Source organism: Micromonospora sp. MH33, from assembly GCF_003013775.1.
GTDB lineage: Bacteria > Actinomycetota > Actinomycetes > Mycobacteriales > Micromonosporaceae > Micromonospora > Micromonospora fulviviridis.
The window spans coordinates 1-2,937 of the sequence record NZ_MUYZ01000501.1 but is presented as its reverse complement, the minus strand read 5'-3'; the positions used below and the strand labels follow the sequence as shown (position 1 = coordinate 2,937).

Genomic DNA, 2,937 nt, shown 5'->3' with positions numbered 1-2,937 from the left:
CCGCGACGGCCGGCCGGGCCCGCCGGGCGGCGGCGTCCAGCAGCGCGGTGCCCTCGGCGGCGGTGAGGCCGGTCATGCCGAGCCGGCGCAGCCGCTGCGCGTCGTCGCGGTCGAGGTGGGCGGTCATGCCGCTGGTGGTGGCCCAGAGTCCCCAGGCGAGGCTGGCCGCGGGCAGCCCGTCGGCGCGGCGCCGCGCGGCGAGCGCGTCCAGGTAGGCGTTGGCGGCGGCGTAGTTGCCCTGCCCGGGCGTACCGAGGGTGGCGGCGATCGAGGAGAACAGCACGAACGCCGACAGGTCCAGGTGCGCGGTGGCCCGGTGCAGCGCCCAGGCGGCGTCCACCTTGGGCCGCATGACCCGGTCGACGGCGTCCGCGTCGAGGGTGGCGATGGTGGCGTCGGCGATGACGCCGGCGCAGTGGAAGACGGCCGTCAGGCCGACCCCGGCCACCAGGGCGGCGACCTGGTCCGGGTCGGTGACGTCGGCCGCGACGGCGGTGACGGTCGCGCCCGCCCCGGTCAGCTCGTCCACCAGCGCCGCGTAGGCGGGGTCGTCGTCCGGGTGGCGGCGGGCGGCGAGCAGCAGGTGCCGGGCCTGCCCGGTGGTCACGAGGTGGCGGGCGACGAGCCCGGCGAGGGTGCCGGACGCGCCGGTGATCAGCGTGGTGCCGCCCGGATCGGCCGGAACGGGAACCGTGAGCACGACCTTGCCCACGTGGCGGGCCTGGCTGATGTGCCGCAACGCCTGCCGGGCCTGCCGCACGTCCCACACCCGGGTCGGCAGCGGCGTGAGCACACCCCGCTCGAAGAGGTCGAGCAGTTCGGCGAGGAGCTGCCCGATGCGGTCGCCGCCGGCGGCGTTGAGTTCGAACGCCCGGTACGTGACGCCGGGATGCTGCGCCGCGACGAGTTCCGGGTCGCGGACGTCGGTCCTGCCCATCTCCACGAACCGGCCGCCGCGCGGCAGCAGCCGCAGCGACGCGTCCACGAACTCCCCGGCCAGGGCGTCGAGCACCACGTCGACACCCGCGCCGCCGCTCGCCGTCCGGAACGCGTCCTCGAACTCCGTGGTCCGCGACGACGCGATCCGCTCGTCGGCAACCCCCAGCTTTCGCAGGGTCTCCCACTTGCCGGGGCTCGCCGTCGCGTACACGGTCGCGCCAAGGTGACGGGCGACTTGGATCGCGGCCATGCCCACGCCACCCGCACCGGAGTGGATCAGCACGGACTCCCCTGCCCGCAGACCGGCCAGGTCACGCAGCGCGTAGGAAGCGGTCAGGAACACCACCGGCACCGACGCCGCCTCGGTGAACGACCAGCCGGCCGGCATCCGGGCGATCCGGTCGCGCTGCGCCACCACCCGTGGCCCGAACGCCGGCTCGAACAGCCCGAACACCCGGTCCCCCGGCACCAGGTCGGCCACCTCCGGGCCGACCTCCAGGACCACACCGGCGCCCTCGCTGCCCAGCACCGCGGTCGGGTCCGGGTACATGCCCAGGGCGATGAGCACGTCGCGGAAGTTCACCCCCGCGGCGCGCACCGCGACGCGGACCTGGCCGGGCCCGAGCGGCGGCTCGGCGCCCGGCAGCAGGCCGACGCCGTCGATGGTCCCGGGGTCGACGGCGGCGACGTGCCACAGCTCCGTCGACGGTGTGAGCCGGTCGCCGGCCGGGCGCACCACCCGGGGTACGCGCACGCCGTCGCCCCGGAGGGCGAGCTGCCCGCCGGTCGGGGTCGGGTCGGCGGCCACCCCGGCCAGCACGGCCAGCACGTCGCCGTCCGGCGCGCGGTCCAGGTCGGCCAGCACGACCCGGCCCGGGTGCTCCGACTGCGCCGACCGCAGCAGACCCCACACCGCCGCACCGGCAAGATCGTCAACCCGATCGGTGTCCCGCGCCGCCACCGCGCCACGGGTGACCACCACCAGCCGCGAGTCGGCGATGACGTCGGCGGCCAGCCACGCCTGCACGACCGCCAGCACGTCCGCCGTCACCGACCGCACCCGCTCGGGGAGGTCCTCGTCGGCCCCGATGACCGGCAGCAGCACCGCGTCCGGTGCGGGTGCGCCGGCGGCCACGGCGGCGGCGAGCGCCGCCACGTCCGGGTAGGCGACGCCGAGCGCTTCCACGTCCGGGCAGGCGGCGCCGGCGGTCAGCACCGCCCAGCTCAGCGATCCGGTCGGGACGTCCTCGACCAGCCACGACATCTCGAACAGTGACCGGTCGGCGGCGGTCGGCGCGGCGGCGCCGTCCAGCTCCCGCAGGGTGAGGGAGTCCACCGACACCACGGGGCCGCCGGTCTCGTCCACGGCGACCAGCCGCACCGCCTCGCCGCCGGTCCGGGTCAGCCGGACCCGCAGCGTCCCGGCGCCACCGGCGTGCACCTGCACGCCCTCGAACGCGAACGGCACCCGGGTGCCGGACGCCTCCTCGCCCAGCAGCAGGCCGATCGGGTGCAGCGCGGCGTCCAGGAGCGCCGGGTGCACCTCGAACCGGCCGGCGCTCTCCGCCACCGCGTCCGGCAGGGCGACCTCGGCGTACACGGCGTCGTCGCCGGTCCACACCCGGCGCAGCCCCCGGAACACCGGCCCGTACGCCAGGCCGTGCCCGGCCAGGGTGTCGTACCAGCCGGTCAGGTCCACCTCGGACGCTCCGGCCGGCGGCCACGCGTCGACGGTCGGCTCCCCGGTCGCGGCGGGCTCCAGCACACCCTCGGCGTGCCGGACCCACTCGCCCTCCGGGTCGTCGGTGGGCTGGGCGTGCACCGTCACGGGGCGGGCGCCCCGGTCGTCGGCGGCGCCGACGCGGACCTGCACCCGGACGCCACCGGCGGCGGGCAGGGTCAGCGGTGCGGCGAGCGTCAGCTCGCGTACCCGGGCGGCGCCCACCTCGTCGCCGGCGCGCACCACCAGCTCGACCAGCGCGGTGCCCGGCACCAGCA

Annotated in this window: 1 protein-coding gene; it reads right to left on the bottom strand. The window is 77.3% G+C overall.

The features are described 5' to 3' along the window. Window positions 1-2,937 (bottom strand): SDR family NAD(P)-dependent oxidoreductase (locus tag B0E53_RS35010; RefSeq protein WP_146167919.1); only part of this gene is annotated, 2,937 nt, incomplete at both ends.